Genomic DNA, 19,186 nt, shown 5'->3' with positions numbered 1-19,186 from the left:
TAGACCCTCTCCTTTACTTCCTTACACTCAGCGTAAAGAAAAGGGTTTAAAGGAAAGTCGGGAAAAACCTTAAAGATTTCTTAAATCGGACGGCAACGTGACTTCGAACCGAATCTGTCCATCCGGTTGTTTGACTTCAATCGTCCCTGCGTGTTTCTCGACGATTGTCTTCGCAATGAACAATCCGAGACCGGTCTGTTTCGTGGGCATGTTCCGGACTTGATCCACCGTGTAAAACATATCAAACAGATGCGGGACGTCCTCTTTGCGAATCGGCGGACCGTAGTTGGCAATCTGAATCGTGATGACCTCACCTTGTCGGGTTGCTTCAACCTCGATCGGTCGGCTCACATCCCCGTACCGCAGGGCATTACTGAGTAGATTCTCGAAGACCCGCGCCAGTTCTTTTCCGTTTCCGTAAACGGTGAGATTCGGAGCGATTTGTTGGTCAATCCGACCGTCGACTCGGCTGATCATCGGATACATCTCGTCCAGGAGTTGCAGCAACAACTCATGCAGATCAACCATTGACTGTTCAGTCGCCTTGAGCGACAGGTCCAGTTTCGAGATATCGAACAGGGTTTCCATCAACTCCTCGAGATCCCGGGATTTTTTATAGGCAATCTTTGTATAAGCGATGCGTTGCTCGGCAGTAATGGACGGCTGGTTCAATAAGTCCAAGTAGCCGGTCACCGATGTCAGGGGTGTCCGTAGATCGTGGGCTAAATTGGCAATCAGTGTTTCTTTACTGCGCTGCGCTAACGTCTCGGCTTGAATCGCGGTCCGCAATCCACTGCTCGCCTCGTTGAGATCGTTTGCGATCTGACGAAATTCATCTTTTGAGGAAATCTCGATCTGGTGCGAAAAATCACCGGCTGCCAATTGGCGGATCCCGGTCGAGATTTCATTGAAGTATTTCGTATAAGTCCGCGTCAATAAGTAGAAAACGAGGATGGCGAAGGGAATATATAGCGCTAAAAACACATAAATATCGCCGACTTCGCGCATCCAAAATCGGTACTTCATGTAGGTATCGCCGTAAAAGACGTGGTGATGGTAATAATATTGCAGGGATTTATAGATCGCGAACGTGACGACTGCTGCAATCAGCAGACTTTGGATGAACAGATAGATGATCCGGGTCCGGAAACTGTTGATGAATTTACGCATTCACCTTGTACCCGACTCCCCAGACCGTTTCGATCAACCTGTTCGCTTTGTTCGTGTCCTCAATCTTTTTCCGTAAGGTCCGGATGTGAACCATGACAGTGTTGGCCCCTTCAAAATAATCCTCCTTCCACACACGCTGGAAGATTTTTTCTGAACTGAACACTTGATTGGGTGAGCTGGCGAGTAACCAGAAGATCTCAAACTCTTTTGGTGTCAGATTAACCTTTTGTTCATTGACCAGCACCGTCCGTTGATCCGCATCCAGACATACGTTTTGAATGTTGATTACGTCTGCCTTGGATGAAGCTGTCTGTCCTGTCCATTGAAAGGCGCGCCGTAACTGGGCATTGACCCGGGCGACCAACTCCAACGGGTTAAACGGTTTCGTCATATAGTCATCCGCTCCGATCACCAGGCCGCTGATTTTATCAAAATCGGACTGTTTGGCGCTCAGAAAGATGACCGGTGTCTGATTGATCTGCCGGATTTGCGTCAACACTTCATGACCGTTCATTTCCGGCATCATGATGTCTAGAATCACAAGATCGATCGACCGCTGTTGAAACAACGTCAGACCCGATTTTCCGTCATGAGCAAGTAGCGTAGCGAATCCTTCGTTGCGTAAATGGATCGAGACGAGTTCGGCGATTTCGACTTCGTCTTCGATGATGAGAATCGTTCGTTTCTGCATAAGCTGTCTCCTTTTCTACGTCTGAACAGCTTATATGATGGCATAACGAATCCTTCATTCCCCTTTTTTCAAAACAGATTCCGCCGGCTTTTTACAATCGTTTCCAGACGTGATCCGACTTCTGTTTGGTCAGTCTAAAATCACATTTTTCCCTTCCGTACGTAACTTGGCGAGGGACGTTTTCATCTGTTGGATCACTTCTTCCGTGTGCCGTTCCCATGTCGCCAGTTCCGCGACAATCACAAGCGGTTGCTGCGACCGGTATGACCGCGTCGGATTTCCCGGAAAACGTTTATCGGTCAAATTCGGATCATCTTCGAACGTCCCGAGCGGCTCGACAAGATAGATGTGTTCAGCACCGTCCCCTTTGGCAAGTTCGGCGCCCCACTTGGCGGCTTCAAGCGTTGCCGTAAAATAGATGAAATTGGCGTGTTTGTCCTGATAATTGGACGGAAAATGCGCCTCCAACTGATCGCCGACGTTTAATGCTGCTTTTGTCCCGTGAAAAAACGGTCCCCGGTCCAGCACTTCGGTTTGGTCTGTCATCAAAATCCCCTTCCTCTCTCCAGTGTTCTTGCTTGTAGTATAAGGTGCGATTTGACAGAAAAGTAGTCTGTTTCCTTTAGGGCAATCGCGGTATACTTCTAGTAGAGGGATTCATCAGACGTTACCCGGCAGACGAATGTTCCAGCAGGAGTTATTCAGTCAGTCGGGTTCTTTCCATGCATTTTTTTTCGCAGCATGCTTAAATCGGTAACTGCGATCCATCTCGATTTCCCGTCCCAAAACTGTTCCTATTCGTTCTTCTCGTTTGACAACTTTTGTCAGCATGGTATCGTGAAAGTATCAAGGTCAAGGATGTGGAAAATCATGTTCATCGTCGAGTTACTGATCAACGCTTGTATCGCGTTCACCGGATTTTATATCATCTCGAAAATCATCCATTCCACCCAGTTTTCATCCTATACGATGAAGTCGATCATCATCGGACTGGCGACCGGATTACTTGGTGTCTTGTTAATGTTCAAAGGCATTCAAGTCAACGACTCCCTCCGGATGGATCTACGGCATTTACCACTTGTCTTATTGGCATTTTACGGCATTCGTTTTCCGCTCGTCATTGCGACAGCCATCATCGCCAGTTCCCGGTTTTTATTTGGAGTCACACCACAAGCCTTTGTTGCTTTTATCGCGATTCTCGGTATCAGTAGCGGCATGCTTTACATCCACCGGAAGTTGTTGAACCGCCCGTTCCTGCAAAACGTTTCGTTGAACGTCTGGGCCCTGTTGATGATTACATGCGCCGTTCTGATCAACTTAGGATTCAGTGACATGGCACTCCGGCTGTTACTGTCGACCTGGACAATCGGTCTTGCGGTCGGTGTCCTCTCCAGCATGTTGACGCTTGATTTCCAGACTTTGAATCAGCAGGTCCAACTGTACAAAAAATCAGCCGAACTCGATCACCTGACCGGTCTTTACAATCGGCGGGTCTGGGATGCCCGGACGGCAGGACTCGAACAAGAAGGACGGATCTACAATGTCCTTGCGCTCGACATCGATCACTTTAAGCATGTCAACGATACGTACGGGCACGGTAACGGTGATCTCGTCTTGCAACAGTTTGCCAACATCCTGAAGGAAGAAACCCGCCCGCACGATATCACGGCCCGAATCGGCGGTGAGGAATTCATGATTCTCGTCTATGACCTGTCCCCGCAAAAAGTCGTCAAGGTCGCCAATCGGATTCGCGAACGGATTGCGACGGAACGGTTTCAACTCGACGGGTTCCCGGCGATTGAAGTCACGACTTCGATCGGCATCGCCCACGGGAAACATGTGCACATACAGCGGATGAGCACGCTCGCCGATGATGCCTTGTATACGGCGAAACAACAAGGACGGAACCGGACGATTCTGTTTGATCAACTCGACCAGCAAGACGTCGCCGTTACTCAGTCATCGACCGAAACGATTCATTCTTAATCACATATGTTGGGGGGTTAGTTAATGTTTGAAGCAAAAAGAGAATTCATCACGACAGCAGAAACGATTTTATTTGTCAGCACGCTGTTTATCTGGTTATACATCGAACAATACTTTGATATCGCGGACACCTGGTGGTGGATGTTACCCGTCATGACGTTCGTCCTATTCTTGCGATCTTTCATCGGTCGCCGCGTCGACCTGAGCTTTGGTTGGAATGATGACGAAGAAGAACGAGAGTTGGATCAAAAACAACGTTAAACAGAAACAGCCCGGTCCTATCCGCTTTTTTCGGATAACGACCGGGTTGTTTTTTGGAAAATGCATCTAGTTTCAATGATTGAACCTCGTTATAATTTGAGCGCCTTTTTGCGTGTCAGGACCATCTGGATCGAGTCGATCCATTTCCCCTCGACTTCTACATCACGGGCATCCACACCGGTCACTTCAAAACCGATTTTTTCATAGACGTGCCTCGCTCTTGGATTGATGGCCAACACACTTAAGGTCAGTTGGTGTAAAGCCGTGTGCCGAAACAGATAATCCATCAACAACTGTGTCGCTTCTGTTCCGAGACCTCGATTTCTGCCGTCCGGTCCGATCAGAATCCGGAAATTCATGCTTTGCTGTTGTTGCTCATAGTCGTTGACGACAACTTCCCCTACCAGTACGCCCGACTCCTGATCGATGACGGCCAAATCCAACCGATCCGGTTGGACGTTTCTTGTGGCATACCACGTTTGCAGGGTCTTTCGGTCGATACCGGAGGAACTTCCGGTTAATGTCAGGACTTCGGGATCGAGCAAACATCGTTCAATCCATGGAATGTCCTCCGTTGCAAAGGGACGGAGGGTGACCTTTTCTCCGATTAAGGTGGGTTTAGCCGTTAAATTCATCATTTAATTGGTTCGCTCCTTCATTTAGAATTCATACTTTCAGGTCTTCTTTCTGGGAACCATTTCTTATTTGCGTTCGTACGATACAAGACGATTATAAGGAGGGGCTGTTATGTTCGAATACCAATTCATCCGGATTGATTTTAAGCGGTTATCCGGCAACCCGAAAGAAGATTACCGGGACGTCATCACCCAACAAGCGGAAGACGGCTGGCGGTTCATCCAACTCGTTGCACCTGATTTCGTGACGTCCGGCGTAGGGGTCGGATCTTATTATAAGCTGATTTTTGAACGTCCACGATCGTAAGACTGAGCATCCTGAAACGTTTTCGTTCTGTTAGTATACCGAATCGTTATCCTCAAATGACATTTCCTTACATTTTTGTTCGTTTTCTGTTTCCTTTTTATCCTATACAATCAAGGAAGTTTGATCATCTAAAAAGGAGGCGTCGCTTCATGAAGTTTCCAAAATGGCTGCTGTACCTCGGTGCGCTTCCGACGTTCGGATTTGCTTTTTACGCCATCACGAGTCCGGATTTCCGAACGGAATTCACGGCACTGTCGTCACTCAACGCGCCTGTCACATCCGTTGTGCTGACCGTGTTCGTCGCTTATTGGACGTTGTTCTTTATCTTGACGAACGGACTTCGTCGACACCTCGACTTGATCGTGTTGTCCGCTTTGTTGCTGATCTGTTTTATCTTGACGAGCCTGTTTGCTACGCTCGATTACTTTCTCCCTTGAACGCTTCCCACAAGCCATCTTTTTGATGGCTTTTTCCATTTTCTTCTTGCAATGCCGCCCTCCGTCCCGTAATATCAATTGTAATAAATTTCTATATATTTAAAAAACAATTGTCGAAAACAGATTGACTTTGGGGGCGATGCTGGATGGATTTCAAAACATGGAAACACCCTGCTTTATTATTGACGAGTGTCGGGATTTCGAATCTTGGCGCCTGGGTCTACTTCATCGCACTGAACTTGATTGTGCTCGACCGGACGAATTCGGCATTTGCCGTCTCCGTCCTCTACATGCTTGTCCCGATTGCTGCCCTGTTGACGAGCTTTTGGTCGGGAAGCCTGATTGACCGGGTCGACAAACGGAACATGATGGTGCTTCTTGACGTGTCTCGAGCTGTCCTGATTGCGATTCTTCCGTTTATCGATTCGTTGCTTGTCCTCTATGCCCTCGTCTTTTTGATCAATATGGGCAGTTCCTTGTTCGAATCCGCTTCCTTGATCTACATGACGAAACTCGTCTCGCACAACAACCGGCAACGGTTTAACGCCTTAAAAAACTTTATTCAATCCTGCGGCTTCATTCTCGGACCGACGATTGCCGGTCTCCTGTTCCTTATCGGCTCACCGGCATTTGCGATTTATATGAATGCCGGTGCGCTGGCCATGTCCGCCTTGATCCTGTTTTTCCTGCCGGATTTGGAGAAACGAACGACGTTTGCCGAGGCCGAACGCCTCAGCTTGCGGATGATTGCCGACGACTGGAAAGAGACGTTGCGGTTTACGCACAAGCACCGGTACATCACACTCGTCTACGGTCTGTTTTGTGTGATGACGATTTTTATGTCCGGTCTCGATTCTCTCGAAGCCTCATTCGCGACACGGGTGCTGGCGTTTTCTGAGAGCACATACGGCTTCCTCGTCAGTATCGCCGGCGTCGGGATCATCGCCGGCTCCGTCATCAACGCGACGTGTACGAAGTGGCTCAGCCTGCGTTTCTTGATCGGCTTCGGTGCTGTCACGACACCAATCGGTTACCTGCTGTTTGCGACGGCGGACAGTTTCTTCGTGGCAGCGGTCGGCTTTTTCCTGCTGACGTTCGCTTTATCGTTTGCCAACACCGGTTTCTTGTCGTTTTATCAAAACAATGTCCCGGTTTCAATCATGGGTCGCTTCTCCGGCGTCCTTAACGTCGCCGAGTCGGTCTTTGTCATCGGACTGACGTTATCGATCGGGATGCTCGCCGAAGTCTTCTCGATCCGTTCGACCTACATCGTCTTTTCGCTTGGCTTTCTGTTGATCGGACTGATCACGTTACCCATCGTCTTGAATCGCACGAAACGGTCGTTGTATACGCTGACGGTCGAAGAAGAACCAAAAGTCTCTTAACCGTATAACAACAGGAGCCACGAGGACTTCTCCTCGTGGCTCCTGTTGTTTGGTTTGTTTAGACGGTTGCCGGTCAGGATAAAGTCAAGAAACCTGCTGATGTTCAGCCGAAGGAGGACTTCACATGACAGGAATCGACTGTCTGCTTCACCTGCACCAAGAACTTGATCGGTATTCGGAAGACGAATTGCACTACATTTCACGTCCGAGTGTCTGGTCGCTTGGTCAAATGTATGACCACATCTTGCTGGTCGCTCACGAATATCTGGACGAAGTCGAAGCCTGTGCTTCACGCACCACTCGCTCAACTGCCGGAAAAACGCCGTATGGCGAAGAGTTGTTTCGACAAGCTGCCTTTCCGCCCGTCAAAATCAGGCTTCCGGACGAGATGAATGCTCCACCGAACAATACCGACAGTGCCGATCAGTTAAGACACCGTCTTGTTCAACTGGTCGAACGAATGGAAGACTGGTCGGCACGACTTGATCAGATTGATCCAACCTCGAAAACGAAACACGGTGGGTTCGGTTGGCTGAACGCCCGTGAATGGTATCAGTTGATCGAAATGCATACCCGGCATCACTTCCGTCAGAAACAGGAACTGGAACACCAGTTACCTTGAGGTATACCATTTGATTCAGTTGCTTTGGCTTAATTCGGATGAGGGAGTAAACTGTTGCAGCCGCTTATTCATTAATTCCACGACAAAAATCGTTCCGTCGTCCGCGACAGCCAGATCGTGGGCAATCCGCAGCTGACCAGGCTCTGTGCCAAAGCTGCCGAATCGCTCCAGAATCGTACCTTGTTGATCGAGCACTACAATTTGACTGCGGGCGTCCGTTGTCCGTTTATTCAAATAGTCACCGCCGTCAGCGACATACACCTTTCCGTCCGGTCCGACCTCGACCCCATACGGTCGACCGAGTTCCGGTTGATCCCATGTCTGCTGATGACGACCGAATCGGTCAAATACTTGAATCCGGGCGTTGTTGCGGTCGGCAACATACAAATTCGACGCGTCGTCACTACTGATGCCATGCGGCAAATTGAGTTGACCGTCTGCCGAACCCAATTGATTGACTTCCCACTCGAACTTGCCGGTCCGGTCGAATTTCGCAATCCGGTGATTGCGGTACCCGTCCGCGACTGCAAACGAACCGTCCGGCAACACTGTCACATCGGTCGGACGGGCAAACAGGTACTCGTTCAACCGGACCTGGAAGTTCGGCAACTTGTTGCGAATCCGAAGACCCGCTTCCGTTCCGAACGGATACGATTGTCCATAAACCGCTTGAACGTCGCCTTCCGGATTCAGCTTAAACACTTGGTTCAAGCTGATGTCCGTCACCCAGATGTTGTTGGCGTCATCGACTTCCAACCCGTGTGGAGACTGAAACAAATTCTGACCGATCGTCCGCTTGACGGTCCGCGTTTCGCCGTCAAGGACGACGATCGTTGCCTCTTTGATCATCGCCTTACTGCCGTACGTCCCGTTTGCCCGGTGCAGGTAGTAGATGTCTCCGTTTGGTCCAACGGCGACACCGCTCGCTTCACCTGCCTGTTGTTGTTGATTGTTTGTTTTCGGCCAGACTACTGTTCCTTCATAGTGTTCACTGGTCGCTTGGACCGGATACGATTTCTTAAAGACCGGTTCTGCTCCTCCGCGTGACCACCACGCCACTGTCAGTCCGAGTACCAACACACTCCCGAAGAAGATGGTTTTCTTTTTCATTATGTACGACTCCTTTTGTTTACTCCTTTCACTATACGTCTTTTGTTTCGTTTGCCTCCTCCGCCTCGCGATGTAATTTTCCTCCGGCTTCCGTCTCTTCCCTTATTCGTCCCCTTTTTGCACGATTGTCACAAAACGGTAACGTTTCTGACCTTCCCTCCAATTACCAAAAAGTGTATATTTAAAGCATCGATTACGTCAAAGGAGGTTTTTCCCCACGTGAAATTCTTCAAATCCCCTCGGGTGCTTGAATTGGAATGGATTCCGAAACAGGACTGGCAGACGGTCTGTACCAAGCGCATGATTGACATACCGCATCATCCAAACGAACAAATCGTCGGACTTGCCTACAACAATCAACAGCAAGTCGTTCAAGTGACACGAAATATTCAGGCACCGCTGTTCGGCTATTACGTCACCTTACTCGAAAACCGTCAGGCGACAAAAACCGTCTTGTCGAAACGTTCGCACATGACGATTCAACACCTGTCGACACGCCTGTTTGGATCCGTCGAGCTGGCCGAGTTTTCTCTGCTTGACATCCATGTCCGGGAAGAAGGACTCGGTGAGCGGGGTCTGTTGCTGGAAGCGTTGATTTATGACATCGAGCAGAAGTACACCCATTACCGGGTCAGCGGTGATTTCACCGCCATCTCCTACGGCGGACGCGTTGCGGCTGAGTGTTTTACACGGTACGGGTTTACGATTGACCAAAATCAATTGATTTTAAAAAACTATCAAGATCGTTCGTTCGTCAGTTAACCCGCTACTAGGAGGTATATGCATTGCGTCTGAAAGAGAAGCCATACGTCAAAGCCGTCGTCTACACACTCGAATTCCTGTTACTCGTCGTATCCTATATCGACTTATGGAAACGCCCGCGCACCCGCGGACCCAAATGGTTATGGGGCATCCTGATTTTTCTCGTCAACTACCTTGGACCGGTCGTTTATCTCGTCTGGGGACGTCATCCTGCGGCACCATCCGAGCCGTCGATTCAAGACTAAAAAAGCTTCACTCCGTTGCCTGAACATCCGGGCAAACGAGTGAAGCTTTTTTGTTCGTATCAAGTGGTAGGAGAACGCGTGATTATGTGGTAATTTGATTATTATAGATTACTTTATTTTCGAAAAGCTTCACCTATCATCGTGCCGTTCACGAACGGTGACAGAAAAGAGGGATTTGATGACGTCACACTTGTCCACTCCATCCTACCGTCATTGGCAGGGGATTCAAAAACTCCATCACCGCTACATGAAAGAAGTCAACGCCGTCTTAAAGGACTGGGGCTTGTCAAAATCACAGTTCGACATGCTGGATACGCTCTACCGCGAACAGAGTGCCACTCAAAAATCACTGGAGACGACGCTCGAACTGTCAAGCGGTGCCATCTCGCAAACCTTAAAAAAATTGTTTGAGCAACACCTCATCACCCGGAAACGGATTGACCGGGAAAAACGACTTGTCTTGACACCGTCTGGGGAGACGATCGTTCAAGAGTCGGCCCCCGTCGTCGAAGTCATCCACGAGCAGTACTTCAAAGCCTTTACGATGGACGACCATGAGTCGTTTGACCGTCTGCTTCATAAGATGCAAAGCAGTCACTTTTGATGCCTGGACGCAATCGTCGTTACCGTTCCGTCTTCAGCAGACTCTCTTCGTCGATTATACCCCTCTCGATAACTTGCCCGTCTTGTAAACGATACGTCATGTATTCGTTTGGTTTCAGCGGCAAGACATCCGCGCGGACCGCCACGGCATACCGTTTATCCTTGGCCCGATGCTTGTCGTTATAATAGGATTTGACGACGACCGGTTCACTTGTTCCATAGGTATGTTCGACATGCTCTACGACCTGACGCATGACGTCCTGTTCATACGCACGGTCGTATCGCGTGATGTACACGTACGATGCAGCTGCGACCAGGACCAGACAGACGATCCACATCAGTTTTTTCATGCTACAATCTCACCTTTCTCATACTCTACTTTTTCATAAAGGAGCGCTGCCGATGATTTTGCGTCACTTCACCCACCGCCGGCATCTAAAAGCCATCGTCGCCCGCGGCGGACTATCCGTAAAGGATACAGCCGAACCTTACTTACAGTTCGAATTTAATCCACCAAGCGACCGCTTGAAAGAGACGTTCCATTCGCTTCATCAATCCACCAGTGAGCCATGGGACGAGACGGATACGGTCACCCTCGACTTTGATTTTGTCAAGATCCAGGCCGGGGACATTGATGTTCTGGAACAGGTTGAACCATTTCCAGGAAAAATTGACTCTGATTCTGCCAATGGTCCAATCCGCTTCGTCAAAAACTTTTTGTCGCTTGGCTATTTAACGGAAGAATCACGGGAACAGCTGTCTGAATACTACTGATCACACGTCAAGAACAGGCCAATCGTGCCTGTTTTTTTGTCGTCAGCTGCGTCGATTGTAGATAAACATCATGACCGGGAACGTCATGACCTGAATGAACAGTAAATACATAAAAGCTTTCATGATGTCTTCGATGACGTTCCACTGGAAGAGCATCAGCATCACAAAAACATAGACAATACTCAAAGCGTATGACATGTGACCACTTTTCCGCTTGATCTCTTCTTGCCGTTCGTCATATGTTTCAGCAGCCGGGAAAATCAGGTCGGTCGCCAATTGACTGATTCCGACCAGCATAAATACGATACTATGTGGACTCGCTCCATCGAACAACGTTAGATAACCGCCGTACCCTAACAAAACTGCAGCGAGTAACCGATTGATCATCGGCATATGTTTCATCCTACATCGTCTCCTTTTTTCTTCGATTCGGGAATAAAAATCGCTTCAATCGGACAATCAAACAAAGCCGCAATCGAAAATGCGAGTTCGAGCGACGGATTGTACCGCTCCTTTTCAATCGAAATGATGGTCTGTCTCGAGACGCCTAACGTCTTCGCCAAGTCCCCCTGCGACCAGTGTCGCGCCTCTCGTAACACCTTTACCTTATTTTTCATTGCAGTCACCTCTTGCTTCCAATAATATGTAAAAACGTTTCGTTGTGTCAAGTTTCCTTTACACATCAACCTAAAAAAAACCACTCAATCCGTTTTGATTGAATGGTTAACGATCAAACATACGCGATCTTATTTTCGAATCGTCCGATACCTTGGATGGATCGCAAGCATGGCGTTTTTGATCGCCAGGACATGCGGATCCGTCGCGTCGGCAAAAGCCTTGCGGGTCGGGTACTCTCCGACGATGTGCCCTTGATCTAAAATCACGAATCGGTCGCTGAGTGCCTGAGCCGCTTGCAGGTCATGGGTAATGAACAGATAGGACAGGTCATACTTATCCTTTAATTCCCCTAACAGCGCGAGGATCAGTGCTTTATTGACCATATCAAGACTGCTGACGGCCTCATCGAGGATGATCAGTTTCGGATTTGTCGCAATCGCCCGGGCGATACAGATCCGTTGCAACTGCCCGCCGCTGAACTGATTCGGATATTTCGCCAAATCCGCGCGGGTCAATCCGACCTGTTCGATCAAGGTGACCAACCGGTGCTGCAGGGCATCCGGTGCAAGACGCGTGAAATTCGTCAACGGTTCGGCAATGATTTGTCCCGCCGTCATCTTCGGATTGACTGCAGCAAACGAATCCTGAAAGACGACTTGGATGTCTTGCCGGTAATCGCTTGCCGCCGTCCGGTAAATGTCCTGTCCTTCGAACAGGACACGCCCTGCTGTTGGTCGTTCGAGACCAAGCAAAATCCGTCCAAGCGTACTTTTTCCGGCACCACTTTGACCGAGCAATCCAAGACACGTCCCGGCTTCAAGCGTCAACGTGACGTCCTGTAAGACGGTCCGTTCCGTCTGCCGCGACAGAAACCGTTGGCTGCCATACCGGTGTGACACCTGTTCCATTTGCAGAAGGCTCATGCGTTCATCCCTCCTGCCTGAATCCCGTGTTGGGCCAGCAATCGTTGTGTGTACGGATGTTGCGGACGGTCAAATAGATCAAATACATCCGCCCGTTCGACGATTTCCCCGTGCCGCATGACGAGAACCTGATCCGCCATCTCGGCGATGACACTGAAGTCGTGGGAAATCAACAGGATTGCCGTGCCATAGCTCGCCCGGACCTTTTCGAGATAATACAACACGAGCTTTTGATTGTAGACGTCAAGCGCCGTCGTCGGTTCATCGGCAATCAGGACATCCGGTCGCAGGCAGACGGCAAGGGCAATCATGACCCGTTGCAGCATTCCGCCGCTCAGTTCAAACGGATAGGCTTTCAAAATCCGGTCCGGCTCCTCGAGATTCACTTCCCGTAACGCTTCGAACGCCCGGTCCTTCGCTTCGCGTTTGTTGCACCGGTCATGGGTCCGGATCGTCTCGATCAATTGATGACCAATCGTGTAGACCGGTGTGAAAGCACTCATCGGATTTTGCATGATGAAGGCTATTTGTCCGCCGCGGACACGTCGAAGCGTTCGGTCGGACAGCGTCATCAAATCCGTCTCGTCAAGCTGAATCCGACCCGACTGACGGATCACTTTTTCGTCCAGCAGACGTAAAAGGGCCAGACTCGTCACCGTCTTGCCGCAACCACTTTCGCCGACGAGTCCGACGATCTGACCAGCAAAAAGTGTAAACGAGACATCCCGGACGAGCGGGGTGTCGTCAACGATCGTTTCGACGGTCAATCGTTCGACGGATAACACAGGTTTCATCATGGTGCCTCCTTTCATTTAGGTGGTTTCGTCAAGCCGAATCGTTCCGATAACGATTCACCGAGTAAGTTAAAGCTCGCAATGACGAGCATGATCATCACGCCGGGATAAATCATCAGTCCCGGATTCGTCCGGATGTACGATTTGCCTTCATGAATCATGGCGCCCCATTCCGCTGCCGGAGACTGCACGCCAAGACCAAGGAACGACATCGCGGAAATATCCATGATCGCCCAGCCCATCTCGAGTGTCCCGATGACAAGCAACGGCGGCAGGATGTTCGGCAACAGATGGGTCCGAAAGATTTTCCAGTGTGACGAGCCATTGACGCGCGCCGCTGCAATAAAATTCTTTTCCTTCAGTGTCATGACGAGTCCGCGGAACATCCGGGCATAGTAAACCCACTGCACAAGCATCAAGGCGATGATGACCTGTTTGAGTCCCGGTCCGAAAATACCGACAAGACCGAGCACAAGAATCAGACTCGGAAATGCCATTACCCCGTCACAAAACCGCATCAACAGTTGATCGACCCAGCCGCCGATGTAGCCGGCGAGCGTGCCGATCAATAAGCCGATCAGCAGCGACGACGCAAAAATCAGGACGGCGAAGCCGAGTGACACCCGGGCGCCGTATAACAGACGCGATAATGTACAGCGGCCGAGATGATCGGTCCCGAGCGGATACGTCCAGGACGGTTCCTGCAGTTTCACCGCCAAATTGACGAGAAACGGATCATGCGGCGCAAGCCACGGTGCGGCCAATGCTGCGAGAAATAACAGCCCTAAAAATGCGGAACAGCCGATCAAAATCAGCCGTTGGTTTGACAAGCGGTGCAACAGGCTTGGTCGTCGAAGCGGAATATTCATCGTCTGTCCCCTCCTTTCCGGGCAATCCGGGGATCAATCGCCAGTTGCAATAGATCGACGAGCAGACTGCTGCCGATGAATAATAGTGCCGCCAAAAACACATATCCTTGAATGATCGGCATATCGCGGTCAAAAATCGCTTCGATGAAGTAGCGGCCAAAGCCCGGCCACGAGAAAACCGTTTCGACGATGATCGTCCCCGTCAACAGTTTTCCGAGATTCATGCCGAGCCCGGTGATCATCGGTGGAATGGCGACTCGGAGAACATGTTTTCCTAAAATAACCGTTTCGCGGATGCCGCGTGTCCGGGCAAACAAGACGTATGGTTCGCGCATCGTCTCGATGACACTCGTCCGCAGCAGCCGGGTATAAAGCGCGATTAAAGGTAACGCAAGCGTAATCGCCGGCAAAATGACGTGACTCGGACTGCCGATACCGCCGACCGGTAACAAATCCAACTGGACGGCAAAAAAGAAAATCAACAGATAGCCGAGCCAAAACGACGGAATCGATGCGCCGATGAAGGCAATCACCCGACTCAACTGGTCAAAAAATCCGTTTTTCCGAATCCCCGCGAGAAAGCCGAGCGGGATGCTGACGATCACGGCCAGCAACAGACTCGACAGTGCCAGTTGTAACGTAGCCGGCAGACGAAGCAATACTTCATCGAGAACCGGTTTGCCGGAGACAAAGGACGTCCCGAAGTCCAACTGGGCCAACCGGACGACGGTCGTCGCGTATTGTGTCATGAACGATTGATCGAGACCAAACTCGGCTCGTTTTTGCGTCAGCACTTCTTCCGTCGGTTGGATGTGAGCGGCAGCGAGATACGCTTCCGCCGGATCGACCGGTGACAGGTGAATCATCGCTGTCAGCAATAAAATCGCCAGGAGCAGGATCGGAATGACCGACCCGACCCGTTTGAGAATATAGACGCCCATTCCGCACACCTCCCTTATTTAATGCCGATTTGTGCGAACGGACTTTCATCCCGATTCGCCGCAAATTTAAAGTTCGTCACATCCGACTGGTAAATCGCCATCTTCTTCAAATACGAGATCGGTACGAGCGCACCTTGATCTTGGAGCGACGGTAAAATCTCGGCATACATCGCTTGACGTTTTGTCTCGTCGGTCGTCTTCAAGACATCCTTCATGTCCTGCAACAATTCCGTCTTGTTCGGATAAGCGGAAATCGCTTCTTTGAAGCCGAACCCGTCCGTACCAATGATGTTGACGAACGTGTGTGGATCATACGGTGCACCGAAGTTACTGTACATGTTGATATCGAACTTGTTGTCTTTGAAGCGCTGGACTTGATCCGGCAACTCGACACCGACGATCTTCAAATCGACCCCGATGTTGGCCCACTCCGACTGTAAGGTCTCGGCCATCGCCTTTTGGACAAGTTCCGCCGCATCATACATCATCTCGACCTGTAACGGTTGACCGTCTTTTTCACGGATCGTTTTCCCGTTCGGCAGTTTCCATCCGGCTTCGTCGAGCAACGTCTTCGCTTTTTCAACATCAAAGTCCCGTTTCTCGACCTTCAGTTTCGACGTGTACGGCAAGTTCGGCGGCAGGATGAAGTCCGCCGGTGCTTCCAGACCGGACGTGATGCCTTCGACTAACGTTTTTTTGTCAAAACCGTATTGCAACGCCTGACGGACCCGTTCGTCCGCCAGCTGTTTTTTCTTGGTGTTCATGATCAACAGACGGGTCGCAACCGGCTCGGACATCGTCGTCTTATAAGACTTCGTTTCTTTCAGCTGATTAAACGCATCAACACTGATGGCGCCTTCCCCGTAAATCAAGTCGATGTCCCCTTTTTCAAAGGCGAGCACGCGGGTCTCGGCATCGGGAATGATGTCGACCTTGATTTTTTTAACTTTTGGCATCGGACCCCAGTAGTTTTTATTGACCTTAAACGTCGCGTATTGATCCGCTTTGTACTCGTCAAGCACCCATGGACCGGTCCCGACTTCTTCTTCGACACCTTTTGACGTGTCGCCGTTTTTCGGGAAACCGGCTTCACCGAGGAAACGGACCGGACGGACGACCGCCAGTTCCTGAATCGTCGGGTAGTAGGCTTCCGATAATGTCATCCGGAATGTCTGCTTGTCGACGGCTTCCGTCTTGTCGATTTTGGAGATAAAGCCGAGCCAGCTATGTAAGGCTTTATTTTTGAGGACGGCATCAAAGTTCTTTTTGACGATCGTTGCGTCAAACGCCGAACCGTCGGAGAACTTGACATCGTCACGCAAAGTGAACGTGTAGGTCTTTCCGTCTTTTGAGATGTCCCACGACTTGGCGAGGAACGGCTCAAGCTTTCCGCCTTCTGCGTAATGGACGAGCGGTTCGTAGACCATCGACTGGGCGAACAGTTGCGACGGGTTATAGACATGCGGATTCATCTCGCCGATATCGCGCGGCCAGGCGAGCGTCAACGTATCTTTATCTGTTGTATTGTCAGCACCTTCGTTCGGATTCGAACAGCCGAACAGCAGTGTCGTGATTGAGAGGATGGAGACAGCTTGGATGATGGATTTCTTACGGCGTGAAACGTTCATAGTGGACAGGACTCCCATTCTTATTGATAATCATTTTCAATTGTAAGAGTGGGTGTTAAGAATTGTCAATGGATAATCCGTCCAACGGTTGATTTTCCTGTGTTTGAAGTCATTTGTTATTGTTGATCCACAAAATAAAGCACTCCCCCAAATAGCAGGAGTGCTTTTGTGATATTTTTTATACTTCGTGACAATCAAACGTCACCACTTCGACGTCACATCCTTGTCCCTCCAGATTCGGGCTACACGCGTACGGACCGACTTTCCAGTCCCCTTCCCCGTGCAAATGCGCAATCCGTAGCTGTTCCTTCGTTTCACCGTCGACAAAATACAGTTCCACGTCCTGGTTTTTGAAGACAAGCTCAAACGTCAATGCATGATCAAAAACAGTATTTTCAATGTCACGCGACGACCAGTCGGAATAGCCGAAGGACGTGACGACAGCACCGAGATGCGATTTCCCGTCCGGAATAAATTCCGCTGAAACTTTTAGCCAGTGATCTTCGTTTAGATAAAGAAGGATCCCTGCCTGATCGTATGTCTGACGTGGATTCAATTTCACTTCAATCCGGCATGAGAACGATGCTGATGGAATCGGTTTTAGTAAGGCGTGACCGGTCATCCGATTAAACTGATAGTACGTATTGCGCCAAAAGTCGGTATCGCCTTCTGTCGTAAATTTTAATTGCTCGTGCATGTCGACTTTATTCGGCTGGTTGAGCCATTCGTAATCTTGCCACATGTTGCTACCTCCTGTTTTTATAGAATAATGCGTTAGTCATATCTCATTCGTTCGAACTCTAGATGCTTAGGCGATCCATCATTGGATGAATCCAAAAATCCGTGCCCCCAATATGCTGCTGTGTATTTCCCGTCTTTTTTCTTTACATTAAACAAATAAGACGTTTTTGGTTCATCTTCTAAAATTATGTCATATGCGTAACCAAATTTCCAAAACTGACCTTTTATTTGATAATCTTCTTTTTCCAACTTAAATTCTTGTTTTAGCTGATCTTCTAAATACAGTTGGTGTAATACCGTTTGATGATAGATGTACAAAAAGCAAGATAGAAAAACAAGAAAAATGCTGAGTAAGATGAACCGCCCAATCCGCCACTTGCCGTTTGCTTTCCAAAAGTTCGTCATCGGCTCTCCTTTCCTGCTGTCCCAACGTATGATACGGTACGGACAAGGAAGATCTAGTTAACAAACTAACCTATCATGTAGAAAGAAGTGATCAACTTGAAAAAACACCTCTTGATGCTCTGCTTCCCGTCCCTCTTCTTAATTGTTCCGTTATGGGCGGATCAGTTATCGCCACTCTTACAGGCTATCTTTTTTCTGATGCTGTTCATCTCCGTCTGTTTATCGCTACATACCGCGTGGTCTCTGTTTAACCGACGTTTTCCGAAGTGGACGGCGCGCGTTAACAGCCTTCATCCGGCTCTCGGCATCCTGCTTGGTCTCAGTCTTTTGGCGGCGTTCGGTTATCTGTTCTTCAGTGTTTTTTCAATCGTATCGTTTGGTCTGCTCCAAGGCGTCTCGACGCTTGTCTTGATGTATATCGGATTGGCGATTTTTGTCTTCCTCCTCAGCTGTTTCGTCGAAGGGATTACACGCCAATCAAAAGACACGTTGTTTCAACCCGTCTTAATCTTTGTCTCCGTCTCTTATGTCGTCTTGACGACATTCGGGATTTTACAACTCATGTCGTAATCTCCAAACCCGTCTGCGCACGGGTTTATTTTTCGTGATGCAACGTACCGTCGGCATCGATCCGAACATGCAGCTTGCCGTCGAGTTCGAGAACAAGCGGACTCGTGACCGCCGGTTTTGGTGAGAATAACCACGTCCGTCCCGCTCGCCCGAGCAACAGATGGGTCCCGTCTTCCGGCGCCCCGAGGAAGTTTAAGAAGTCGACGTTAATCGGCTGATGGTAGCGGTGAAAGACACCGAGTTCAGCAAATCTGGCCCCGACACCGGCGACGTCCGGCGTCGTGACGTTCATTTCGCCGATATCCAGAATGTCACTCACCGCAAAACGCTCAAGCGACTTATTCGGATTGACGTCATGCCGGGCAATCAATTCGACGACGTTCTCGTCCGGATCGTAAAAATAGACGGAATGGGCATTGATGTTTTCAAAAAAGATTTCGTCTGCTCCGTCCTCGATCAGTAACGGCACCTGCTGTTGCAACCAGTCCTTGGCCAGCTGAAACGCATTCCCCGGAACGTTGAACGCAAAGTGGTATTGTTTCGGCTGCTGTGTCGTATCCTGTTCAAACCGAAGCTGACTTGTCCCGATTTGTACCGTAAAGGATGTTATCGTTTCTTCGACGAGTCTGAAGCCAAGCGTCGCCGTATAAAAGTGTTGCATCGGTTTTACGTGATTCGTCCAAAGTGTCGCTGCCGTAATTTTCATTCC

At 49.6% G+C, this 19,186-nt stretch carries 27 protein-coding genes; 11 read left to right on the top strand and 16 right to left on the bottom strand.

Going from position 1 to position 19,186, the window contains the following annotated elements; all coding sequences use genetic code 11:
• Positions 1 to 69 precede the first annotated feature (69 nt).
• From D3D03_RS03640 to arr, 3 genes are all read right to left on the bottom strand, one after another.
• Positions 70 to 1,170, bottom strand: a complete 1,101-nt coding sequence (locus D3D03_RS03640; RefSeq protein WP_119922786.1) for a sensor histidine kinase — start codon at positions 1,168 to 1,170, stop codon at positions 70 to 72.
• Positions 1,163 to 1,861 carry a response regulator transcription factor gene (locus D3D03_RS03635; RefSeq protein WP_119922785.1) on the bottom strand — a complete coding sequence of 233 codons (699 nt, stop codon included), beginning with the start codon at positions 1,859 to 1,861 and terminating at the stop codon, positions 1,163 to 1,165. Before D3D03_RS03635 ends, D3D03_RS03640 begins: the two co-directional genes overlap by 8 nt.
• A 129-nt stretch (positions 1,862 to 1,990) precedes the next feature.
• Positions 1,991 to 2,407 carry an NAD(+)--rifampin ADP-ribosyltransferase gene (arr, locus tag D3D03_RS03630; protein ID WP_119922784.1) on the bottom strand — a complete coding sequence of 139 codons (417 nt, stop codon included), beginning with the start codon at positions 2,405 to 2,407 and terminating at the stop codon, positions 1,991 to 1,993.
• Between the two features lie 324 nt (positions 2,408 to 2,731).
• Between arr and D3D03_RS03625 the strand changes: the two genes are divergently transcribed.
• Positions 2,732 to 3,847: a GGDEF domain-containing protein gene (locus D3D03_RS03625; RefSeq protein ID WP_233550630.1), complete on the top strand. Its 1,116-nt coding sequence runs from the start codon at positions 2,732 to 2,734 to the stop codon at positions 3,845 to 3,847.
• 24 nt (positions 3,848 to 3,871) lie between these two features.
• Entirely contained in the window at positions 3,872 to 4,108 is a 237-nt protein-coding gene (locus tag D3D03_RS03620) for a hypothetical protein (protein WP_119922782.1), read from the top strand.
• Positions 4,109 to 4,197: 89 nt separating this feature from the next.
• Here the strand turns inward: D3D03_RS03620 and D3D03_RS03615 are convergent, their stop codons facing one another.
• Positions 4,198 to 4,746 carry a GNAT family N-acetyltransferase gene (locus tag D3D03_RS03615; protein WP_233550629.1) on the bottom strand — a complete coding sequence of 183 codons (549 nt, stop codon included), beginning with the start codon at positions 4,744 to 4,746 and terminating at the stop codon, positions 4,198 to 4,200.
• A gap of 109 nt (positions 4,747 to 4,855) precedes the next feature.
• Here D3D03_RS03615 and D3D03_RS03610 point away from each other — a divergent pair, with 109 nt between their 5' ends.
• From D3D03_RS03610 to D3D03_RS03595, 4 genes are all read left to right on the top strand, one after another.
• Complete coding sequence (locus D3D03_RS03610; RefSeq protein ID WP_119922781.1) at positions 4,856 to 5,050, top strand: DUF4177 domain-containing protein; 195 nt, start codon at positions 4,856 to 4,858, stop codon at positions 5,048 to 5,050.
• Positions 5,051 to 5,199: 149 nt separating this feature from the next.
• Positions 5,200 to 5,487, top strand: coding sequence for a hypothetical protein (locus D3D03_RS03605; protein ID WP_026833145.1), 288 nt, complete (start codon positions 5,200 to 5,202; stop codon positions 5,485 to 5,487).
• Positions 5,488 to 5,633: 146 nt separating this feature from the next.
• The gene (locus tag D3D03_RS03600; protein WP_119922780.1) at positions 5,634 to 6,872 is read left to right on the top strand and encodes an MFS transporter; all 1,239 of its coding nucleotides are present in this window, start codon (positions 5,634 to 5,636) and stop codon (positions 6,870 to 6,872) included.
• 124 nt (positions 6,873 to 6,996) lie between these two features.
• Positions 6,997 to 7,494, top strand: a complete 498-nt coding sequence (locus D3D03_RS03595; RefSeq protein WP_119922779.1) for a DinB family protein — start codon at positions 6,997 to 6,999, stop codon at positions 7,492 to 7,494.
• A 15-nt stretch (positions 7,495 to 7,509) separates the two neighbouring features.
• Here D3D03_RS03595 and D3D03_RS03590 read toward each other — a convergent pair whose 3' ends face one another.
• Positions 7,510 to 8,604 (bottom strand): peptidyl-alpha-hydroxyglycine alpha-amidating lyase family protein, encoded by a 1,095-nt coding sequence (locus D3D03_RS03590; protein WP_119922778.1) that lies wholly within the window; start codon positions 8,602 to 8,604, stop codon positions 7,510 to 7,512.
• A gap of 219 nt (positions 8,605 to 8,823) precedes the next feature.
• Here D3D03_RS03590 and D3D03_RS03585 point away from each other — a divergent pair, with 219 nt between their 5' ends.
• The 3 genes from D3D03_RS03585 to D3D03_RS03575 all read left to right on the top strand — a co-directional run bounded on the left by D3D03_RS03585 (position 8,824) and on the right by D3D03_RS03575 (position 10,215).
• Entirely contained in the window at positions 8,824 to 9,366 is a 543-nt protein-coding gene (locus D3D03_RS03585) for a hypothetical protein (RefSeq protein WP_028106427.1), read from the top strand.
• 23 nt (positions 9,367 to 9,389) lie between these two features.
• Positions 9,390 to 9,611: a PLD nuclease N-terminal domain-containing protein gene (locus D3D03_RS03580; RefSeq protein ID WP_119922777.1), complete on the top strand. Its 222-nt coding sequence runs from the start codon at positions 9,390 to 9,392 to the stop codon at positions 9,609 to 9,611.
• Between the two features lie 178 nt (positions 9,612 to 9,789).
• Entirely contained in the window at positions 9,790 to 10,215 is a 426-nt protein-coding gene (locus D3D03_RS03575; protein ID WP_119922776.1) for a MarR family winged helix-turn-helix transcriptional regulator, read from the top strand.
• A gap of 19 nt (positions 10,216 to 10,234) precedes the next feature.
• Here D3D03_RS03575 and D3D03_RS03570 read toward each other — a convergent pair whose 3' ends face one another.
• Complete coding sequence (locus tag D3D03_RS03570) at positions 10,235 to 10,564, bottom strand: hypothetical protein (RefSeq protein ID WP_119922775.1); 330 nt, start codon at positions 10,562 to 10,564, stop codon at positions 10,235 to 10,237.
• Positions 10,565 to 10,616: 52 nt separating this feature from the next.
• Between D3D03_RS03570 and D3D03_RS03565 the strand changes: the two genes are divergently transcribed.
• Complete coding sequence (locus D3D03_RS03565; RefSeq protein ID WP_119922774.1) at positions 10,617 to 10,988, top strand: hypothetical protein; 372 nt, start codon at positions 10,617 to 10,619, stop codon at positions 10,986 to 10,988.
• 42 nt (positions 10,989 to 11,030) lie between these two features.
• Here D3D03_RS03565 and D3D03_RS03560 read toward each other — a convergent pair whose 3' ends face one another.
• The 9 genes from D3D03_RS03560 to D3D03_RS03520 all read right to left on the bottom strand — a co-directional run bounded on the left by D3D03_RS03560 (position 11,031) and on the right by D3D03_RS03520 (position 17,907).
• A complete protein-coding gene (locus tag D3D03_RS03560; protein ID WP_119922773.1) occupies positions 11,031 to 11,390 on the bottom strand; it encodes a hypothetical protein in 360 nt (119 codons plus the stop codon).
• Entirely contained in the window at positions 11,387 to 11,605 is a 219-nt protein-coding gene (locus D3D03_RS03555) for a helix-turn-helix transcriptional regulator (protein WP_119922772.1), read from the bottom strand. The genes D3D03_RS03560 and D3D03_RS03555 overlap by 4 nt, the downstream gene beginning before the upstream one ends.
• Positions 11,606 to 11,734: 129 nt before the next feature.
• Positions 11,735 to 12,529 carry an ATP-binding cassette domain-containing protein gene (locus D3D03_RS03550; protein WP_119922771.1) on the bottom strand — a complete coding sequence of 265 codons (795 nt, stop codon included), beginning with the start codon at positions 12,527 to 12,529 and terminating at the stop codon, positions 11,735 to 11,737.
• Positions 12,526 to 13,323 carry an ABC transporter ATP-binding protein gene (locus tag D3D03_RS03545; RefSeq protein ID WP_233550628.1) on the bottom strand — a complete coding sequence of 266 codons (798 nt, stop codon included), beginning with the start codon at positions 13,321 to 13,323 and terminating at the stop codon, positions 12,526 to 12,528. The genes D3D03_RS03550 and D3D03_RS03545 overlap by 4 nt, the downstream gene beginning before the upstream one ends.
• Before the next feature lie 14 nt (positions 13,324 to 13,337).
• On the bottom strand, positions 13,338 to 14,192 hold the full coding sequence (gene nikC, locus D3D03_RS03540; RefSeq protein WP_119922769.1) for a nickel ABC transporter permease subunit NikC: 855 nt from the start codon (positions 14,190 to 14,192) through the stop codon (positions 13,338 to 13,340).
• Entirely contained in the window at positions 14,189 to 15,133 is a 945-nt protein-coding gene (locus D3D03_RS03535; RefSeq protein ID WP_119922768.1) for an ABC transporter permease, read from the bottom strand. The genes nikC and D3D03_RS03535 overlap by 4 nt, the downstream gene beginning before the upstream one ends.
• A 14-nt stretch (positions 15,134 to 15,147) precedes the next feature.
• Positions 15,148 to 16,761, bottom strand: a complete 1,614-nt coding sequence (gene nikA / locus D3D03_RS03530) for a nickel ABC transporter substrate-binding protein (protein WP_119922767.1) — start codon at positions 16,759 to 16,761, stop codon at positions 15,148 to 15,150.
• 178 nt (positions 16,762 to 16,939) lie between these two features.
• The gene (locus D3D03_RS03525; RefSeq protein ID WP_119922766.1) at positions 16,940 to 17,503 is read right to left on the bottom strand and encodes a DUF1349 domain-containing protein; all 564 of its coding nucleotides are present in this window, start codon (positions 17,501 to 17,503) and stop codon (positions 16,940 to 16,942) included.
• 32 nt (positions 17,504 to 17,535) lie between these two features.
• A complete protein-coding gene (locus tag D3D03_RS03520; protein WP_119922765.1) occupies positions 17,536 to 17,907 on the bottom strand; it encodes a hypothetical protein in 372 nt (123 codons plus the stop codon).
• A gap of 87 nt (positions 17,908 to 17,994) precedes the next feature.
• Here D3D03_RS03520 and D3D03_RS03515 point away from each other — a divergent pair, with 87 nt between their 5' ends.
• The gene (locus tag D3D03_RS03515; protein WP_119922764.1) at positions 17,995 to 18,477 is read left to right on the top strand and encodes a hypothetical protein; all 483 of its coding nucleotides are present in this window, start codon (positions 17,995 to 17,997) and stop codon (positions 18,475 to 18,477) included.
• Positions 18,478 to 18,502: 25 nt separating this feature from the next.
• Here the strand turns inward: D3D03_RS03515 and D3D03_RS03510 are convergent, their stop codons facing one another.
• Positions 18,503 to 19,183, bottom strand: coding sequence for a glyoxalase (locus tag D3D03_RS03510; protein ID WP_119922763.1), 681 nt, complete (start codon positions 19,181 to 19,183; stop codon positions 18,503 to 18,505).
• Positions 19,184 to 19,186 lie beyond the last annotated feature (3 nt).

Source organism: Exiguobacterium sp. RIT452 (assembly GCF_003598705.1).
In the GTDB taxonomy this organism is placed as follows: domain Bacteria; phylum Bacillota; class Bacilli; order Exiguobacteriales; family Exiguobacteriaceae; genus Exiguobacterium_A; species Exiguobacterium_A undae.
The sequence above is the reverse complement of the archived record's forward strand: the minus strand, read 5'-3'. Positions and strand labels throughout refer to the sequence as shown.